The following is a 6,173-nucleotide window of genomic DNA, read 5'->3' on the forward strand; positions in this document are numbered from 1 at the left end:
GGCTACTAGTTTTAGTTCTTAGTCTGACGGTTGTAGGTTTGGTTTTTGCTCTTTTTCGTTGTTCTAAATATGCACTTCAAGTCGAGTTTCGCCACATAGATGAAACGGGCGTTCAATGGGTTAATGTTGCTAAGTCATACTCAAAGTCAGATTGTGAGTTATTTGAACAGCAAGTGTTGGCACTGAAGAAATTCGTATAACAAATTGTTCAAGAGTGATTCGGCACGCGTGGCATTTTTACTATGCGTTGGTTTTAATGGTTAAGGTGGTATGCGGAGGCTTCGGTATTGCGTGCCTCACACCTTAACAAGGCGTTATGTTCTAGAGGGATTATGGGACTAAAAAGGATTAATCACTACGTTGAAGTTCTACCCAAGATGTTTGTTGGTTGGCGGATGGGTGAAGACCTCGAAATGTTATCTGAGCTGCCTAATGGTGTCTTGTGTATTAACTTGCTCGATGGAACAGTTTCACATTCGATTGCTGGCGAGCTAGAACTGTATATTTCCAATGAGCTATCAGCTTGGTTTAGAAGTGAAGCGATAAAGGAAAATATCGATTTATCAACATTATTGAAAGCTTCTTTAACAGTTGAAGTAGATACGGATAAAGTAAAAACTATTAAAAAACGTGTAATGTTGTTTAATTTTGACTGCATAGCTCATATAGCAACAGTGAATAAGGTCTATGAAAGTAGGCTCACGGACGTAACTAGATGGCACACGAGGCTACAAACATAACAAACTGTTTAAGAGTGATTCGCAACGCGTGGCATTTTTACTATGCGTTGCGTTTAGTGTTTAAGGTGGTATGCGGAGGCATCGGTATTGCGTTGCTCACACCTTAACAGGGCGTTATAACACCTTAATAGGCGCCATCAAAAATATTAATATAAGGATTTAGTGTGAAAATAGTTGTACCTGAACTTCAAATTTCTAGTGATTGTGGATTTAGTCCTGATATAGATATTTTCAAACGAAAAGGTTTTGGTGAAAGGCTTGCTAACCTTGTTGAAAATTCAGGTGGAAGCCCTGTTATAGCATTAGACTCTGGCTGGGGAGAGGGTAAAAGCACATTTATAAAAATGTGGCGTGGTTACCTCGAGAATCACAGAGAACCAGAGATAAAATCTATTTATTTTGACGCTTTTGAAAATGATTATCAGAAGGACCCTTTTTTAACGTTGGCATCTGAAATTTACCAACTCATCACAGTCGAAGACGAAGAAACGAAGACCAAATTTAAAGATAAAGCAGCCAAGGCAGCAAAGTCTCTTGTAAGAGGGGCTTTGAAAGTGTCTGTCAAAGTAGGCACAGCAGGCATTGTTGATGGTAGTGCTGTTGATGTGGCAGAGAAAGAACTATCGAACTTGGTTGCTGATCAAGTCGATGACTTGATAAAAGAAAGATTTGAACACGCAGAAAAAGACAAGCTGGCTCTGAAAGAGTTTAGGAGTTATCTGTCAAATTTTGCTAATGAAGTTAATGGTGGTAAGCCGATCGTATTTATTATTGACGAACTTGATCGCTGTAAGCCTGATTTCGCTTTAGAGTTACTCGAACAAGTGAAGCACTTGTTCTCTGTTAAAGGTATAACCTTCCTTCTAGTTACTAATAGAGAGCAATTAGAAGAGTCAATTAAGTCCAAGTATGGTCAAGGAATCAACCCTACAAACTATCTTCACAAGTTTATCAATGTCTGGTTAACGATGCCTCGCGCTTCGGATGAATACAACGATAATGGTTATCAATTTTTGCAAAATGCTCTTTCTGGAATGAAAGAGGAAAATGAAGTTATAGTAAACACTGAGTCAGTCTCTGTTCTAAATGATATCGTTAAGTTTTATCAACCATCATTCAGAGAAATCGAGCGTATGCTATCTTATTTCTCTATCATAAATAATATGCTGGGTAGCCAACGCTACCTTGAAAATTATCAGTATATGATTTCTATGGTGTGTTACCTAAAAGCCTGTCAACCCAATTGCTTAAAAGTGGTAAATGGAAAATTAAACTCTAGCCATATAATCGAAGCTGCTAGGTTAGACGAAATTGACTCTTCAGCATCATATTATTCTCTTCAATATGTTAACAAGCTTGTACGCTTCGATTTAGCTGACGAAGATACACGAAAGCAAATGTTGGAAGAAAGGGAGATTCAAATAGATAGAATGGGGCGTACACCACAAAACTTGCTCAAAACTATCAGTTCATGGCTGTCGGAAATTAACCCAAGCTAGCGGTGTTATAACAAAGCATTTAAGAGTGATTCGCAACGCTTGGCAGTTTCGCTTCGCTCAAGTATAGCCAAGCGCCGCTCACACCTTAATGCGGCGTTATAGGGCAGGGATAAAATGAAATTATTCGATATAGTGATAGAAGAATCTAAGTTACATCCAAATTTCAAATCTATTATGGATCCCATCCGGAGCAATGAACGAGCTCTGCTTTTGGAGTGGGCAAGTGGATTTATTGACCGAGACAACAAGTTGATTAAAGAATTTCAGACAACCTTTAATTCAACATTCTGGGAAATATATTTATATCGTGTTTTTGTTGAGCTTGGGCTGGAAATCGATTGGCAGCATGCAGCACCGGACTTTTCTCTTTCTAACAAAAATTGCAGCTTTGTAGTTGAGGCTACAACAGCGAACGCTGCTAACGGGAAACCATGTGAATGGGAAAAGACATTTAGTATGGAAGAGTTAGCTGAACTTAAAAGGTTTAGCAAGATCAATCATGAATCAATTATTCGCCTCTCCAATGCCTTGATAAGTAAAGAGAGAAAGTATGCTAAATCATACAGTAAACAAGCTCATGTAATAGGTAAACCTTTTGTTTTAGCTATTGCGCCTTTTGAGCAACCATATTTTAACCATCAATACACTAGACCAATAAATGCAGTGCTCTATGACATATACGTAGATGAGGATGCATACCTAGATAATCCTAAGAAGTTCCCATACGGTCCTCCCAACGTAAGTTTAGGGTTTGTTGAGAAAGATAATGGTGCAGAAATCGCGCTTGGTATGTTTACCACGCCAGAAATGGAAAATGTCAGCGCAGTTATTTTCAGTTGTACGGCTACTTGGGGGAAGTTGTCTGCCATGTCCCATAGGGAGCTGGCTAACACCAAAGTGCTTTCGGTGTGGTCCAAGAATGATGATGGGATACCAGTAAAGCGTATCTGTTCGAATTACGAGCATAACGAGACGATATTTGATGGATTACAAGTATTTCATAATCCGTTTGCAAAAACTCCTTTGCCAAAAGAAGTTTTTAACAAAAAAGGTATTGTGCAATCCACTTTCGATATCGAGGGGCACTCGTTAGTTCGTGAAGGACTTGATGGTGCTCTCTACTTTAGACAAACCATAACAATCCCTAAAAAGCCCTATAACAAAGCGTTTAAGGCAGATTCGCAACGCTAGGCATTTTTGGTTTGCTTTGAATTTAGTGTATACGGCACACTAAGTTAGATAAGGTGGCAATGTTGCTCACTACTTAACGCGGCGTTATGCGACAAGGCAAAATTTTTAGGTTTCTCTAAATTTAATCTCTTTGGCAATACGATTTTTGGTTTCGGCAAATACACATTTTCGGTTCAAATTCTTGAATCACTCAAACCGCAAAACATGCCAAAGTTCGTGAAGTTGCCTCATTTAGCAGCGTATTTGGTCGCTGAAACATTTCTGGCGCAAAGTGTGGAAAGGGCAAGTTAATGGAAATCTGGTATTTGCTGAAATTTCGGCTCGTTGAGTTTCTCACAAGTAACAGCCAAATCTTCGCTTTAAGGTCGCGTGCCGCGCTTGTGGCGGCTTTTTGACTAAATGTTGAGTCCGTTGGTTCTTGAATCACAAAAAGTCATCTGCGCGTTTGTAGTTTCTCGTGTTTAAGGTAATGTTTTCGTTAGCCAAATTGGCGCTTGCGTACAAATCGCATAACAAACAATTTAAGCAGATTCGCAACGCGTGGCAGTTTTGGTTTGCAGTGAGTTTTGTGTTTACGGCGCAATGCGGCAACTTTTGTATTGCGTTGCTCACTACTTAATTGGGCGTTAGCTTAAAGAGGGAAGTATGTCTAAAGTGATGGAAATCCTAGAAAAAATAGCAGAAAACACTGCTTCCAGTATCGATCCAGTATGGGTTGCAGCAATAACGGGTGGTACCGCTATTTTAACCGCGCTTATTACAGTAGGTTCGACCGTCTATATACAGTCAAAGAATAATAATTTAGAACATCAAAAATTAATGGCTGAAGTAATCACTCGCGAAAGAATGAGATGGTTGAAAGACTTGCGTGATTTAGCTGGCAGTAATTACGTGTATATTGATCTTCAATATAATCTGCTCAAGCGAAAGATCGATGTCCCTAATGAGCAGTTTCAGAATCAGTTAGATGAAATCTCTACAAAAATCATGAAGCAATCCAACGATATTATCTTAATGTTAAACAAGAATGATCCCGTACAATCTGAAGTTTTTAACTCAATACAAGATGCTCAAAGATTTATTCTAGCGTGTGTTCGCGAAGCGACTTTGGAAGCTCAAAGCTTTGATGATGTTAGGTATGGCGAGATAAAAAACAATTTTTTCAACGCTATGAATGAAATTGGTTGTGAAACCTGGAAACAAATTAAAAGTTTAAGCTAACAAATTGTTCAAGAGTGATTCGGCACGCGTGGCATTTTTACTATGCGTTAGTTTTAGTGGTTAAGGTGGTATGCGGAGGCTTCGGTATTGCGTGCCTCACACCTTAACAAGGCGTTAGTTCCCCAGAGGAAGCAATCAATCCGTAGGGAATTTTTGTTTCTGGTGGAGTACACGCATAACTCTGATGATATCGCCCTCGACCCAGTAAGAGACAATCATTGAAATCTCAGGAATAATGAGCAATCGTCCGCGGATGCCATCTCGTTGTAAACCCATCAAAGGTTGTTCAAGCAAGTTTTCTACTTTTGCTTCAATGAGGTTGTCAGTTTTTTCTGCCGCATCAGGGTTGAAGTCATAGAGAAACTCGAAGATCTTTTCACGATCATTAAGTGACTCTTCTTCCCATAAAATCATTGCTTACCTCGATTACGGATTCTGGCTTTGCGCTCTTCCATTCGAGACTTAGCAGTTTGGTGTTCAACGAAAACGGATTTTCCTGAGTCAAACTTCTCAAATGCTAGGTTTACTTGTTCAGTTAGCCATGCATCGTGAGATAATGTTTTTCTTTGTTGCTCAGCGAGTTGCTCAGTAAGTTCACGGCAAGCATCACTTAGAGTTCGACCTTGGCTCTCAGCCATTTGTTGAGCTAGGCGTTTTGTTTCTTCATCAACACGAAATTGAATTCTAGTGTCCATGATGTATTCCTTTGTTGGTGTGTGTACAAATGTTAGCACTAGGCTTTGAGATGGGCAACTAACAAACAATTTAAGAGTGATTCGGCACGCGTGGCATTTTTACTATGCGTTGGTTTTAGTGACTAAGGTGGTATGTGGGAGCATCGTATTGCGTGCCTCACACCTTAATTGGGCGTTATGTGAATGGAGGTCAAAATGTCTTCTGTGCCAAGAAATAAGGATGAATTGGAGTTGGCTATAAACTCAATATTTCCGAAACTCATGGCTGACTATCGTTCAATTCCGGAAAGCAAAGCTCGCAAACCTGGAGTAGAGGGAAACGTCAAAGGTACAGTCATTAGCGTTAGTGATACAGTGGCTTACTTGATTGGTTGGGGAAAACTCGTTCTTAAATGGCATCACTTAAGATCTCAAAACCAACATGTTGATTTCCCGGAAACTGGTTATAAATGGAACCAATTAGGCTCACTCGCTGAAAGCTTCCACGAAGAGTACTGTGAGTGGAAATATGATGATTTACTCTTTGAGCTTGAGTCTACAGTTAACGAGATACTTTTACTCATTTCAAGCTTAAGTGACCATGATTTGTATGGTGTTGCGTGGTATGAACAATGGACTTTGGGGCGCATGATTCAGTTTAATACATCATCACCTATGAAAAATATGCGTACAAAAGTTCGGCGTTTCAATCGAGAATTCACTTAGTATCAAGTTTGAAGTGCGACACTTTTTACAGATGCGCATGAATATACTCCGTTGGTGTCCTATACCCAAGTCTTTTGCGTGGGCGCGTATTTAATTTGTGTGCAATTTCATTGCAGAGCTTC

At 39.6% G+C, this 6,173-nt stretch carries 7 protein-coding genes and 1 pseudogene; 6 read left to right on the top strand and 2 right to left on the bottom strand.

Annotation, left to right across the window (positions count from 1 at the left end; translation table 11 throughout):
* The 5 genes and pseudogenes from FKN16_RS24460 to FKN16_RS23910 all read left to right on the top strand — a co-directional run.
* A pseudogene (locus tag FKN16_RS24460) lies at window positions 1-200 on the top strand (hypothetical protein); the annotation flags it as partial.
* 195 nt (window positions 201-395) lie between these two features.
* Window positions 396-740 carry a hypothetical protein gene (locus FKN16_RS23885; protein ID WP_249370580.1) on the top strand — a complete coding sequence of 115 codons (345 nt, stop codon included), beginning with the start codon at window positions 396-398 and terminating at the stop codon, window positions 738-740.
* A 164-nt stretch (window positions 741-904) separates the two neighbouring features.
* Window positions 905-2,239, top strand: coding sequence for a P-loop NTPase fold protein (locus tag FKN16_RS23895; RefSeq protein ID WP_038899636.1), 1,335 nt, complete (start codon window positions 905-907; stop codon window positions 2,237-2,239).
* A 114-nt stretch (window positions 2,240-2,353) separates the two neighbouring features.
* Window positions 2,354-3,430, top strand: a complete 1,077-nt coding sequence (locus FKN16_RS23900) for a hypothetical protein (protein WP_170903698.1) — start codon at window positions 2,354-2,356, stop codon at window positions 3,428-3,430.
* A 645-nt stretch (window positions 3,431-4,075) separates the two neighbouring features.
* Window positions 4,076-4,651, top strand: a complete 576-nt coding sequence (locus FKN16_RS23910; RefSeq protein WP_170903699.1) for a hypothetical protein — start codon at window positions 4,076-4,078, stop codon at window positions 4,649-4,651.
* 135 nt (window positions 4,652-4,786) lie between these two features.
* Here the strand turns inward: FKN16_RS23910 and FKN16_RS23920 are convergent, their stop codons facing one another.
* Together FKN16_RS23920 and FKN16_RS23925 are read right to left on the bottom strand one after the other, a co-directional pair.
* A complete protein-coding gene (locus FKN16_RS23920) occupies window positions 4,787-5,065 on the bottom strand; it encodes a type II toxin-antitoxin system mRNA interferase toxin, RelE/StbE family (RefSeq protein ID WP_038882476.1) in 279 nt (92 codons plus the stop codon).
* Window positions 5,062-5,346 (bottom strand): type II toxin-antitoxin system RelB/DinJ family antitoxin, encoded by a 285-nt coding sequence (locus tag FKN16_RS23925; RefSeq protein WP_005398409.1) that lies wholly within the window; start codon window positions 5,344-5,346, stop codon window positions 5,062-5,064. The genes FKN16_RS23920 and FKN16_RS23925 overlap by 4 nt, the downstream gene beginning before the upstream one ends.
* Before the next feature lie 195 nt (window positions 5,347-5,541).
* Here FKN16_RS23925 and FKN16_RS23935 point away from each other — a divergent pair, with 195 nt between their 5' ends.
* Window positions 5,542-6,051, top strand: coding sequence for a ClbS/DfsB family four-helix bundle protein (locus FKN16_RS23935; protein ID WP_170903700.1), 510 nt, complete (start codon window positions 5,542-5,544; stop codon window positions 6,049-6,051).
* Window positions 6,052-6,173 lie beyond the last annotated feature (122 nt).

Origin of the sequence: Vibrio sp. 11-4(1) (genome assembly GCF_013048625.1) — a bacterium.
Classification (GTDB): domain Bacteria; phylum Pseudomonadota; class Gammaproteobacteria; order Enterobacterales; family Vibrionaceae; genus Vibrio; species Vibrio diabolicus.

Bases quoted from the DNA above. Each gene is read 5' to 3' on its own strand.
- FKN16_RS23920 (WP_038882476.1), bottom strand. From the start codon at position 5,065: ATGATTTTATGGGAAGAAGAGTCACTTAATGATCGTGAAAAGATCTTC.
- FKN16_RS23900 (WP_170903698.1), top strand. From the start codon at position 2,354: ATGAAATTATTCGATATAGTGATAGAAGAATCTAAGTTACATCCAAAT.
- FKN16_RS23885 (WP_249370580.1), top strand. From the start codon at position 396: ATGGGTGAAGACCTCGAAATGTTATCTGAGCTGCCTAATGGTGTCTTG.
- FKN16_RS23925 (WP_005398409.1), bottom strand. From the start codon at position 5,346: ATGGACACTAGAATTCAATTTCGTGTTGATGAAGAAACAAAACGCCTA.
- FKN16_RS23935 (WP_170903700.1), top strand. From the start codon at position 5,542: ATGTCTTCTGTGCCAAGAAATAAGGATGAATTGGAGTTGGCTATAAAC.
- FKN16_RS23910 (WP_170903699.1), top strand. From the start codon at position 4,076: ATGTCTAAAGTGATGGAAATCCTAGAAAAAATAGCAGAAAACACTGCT.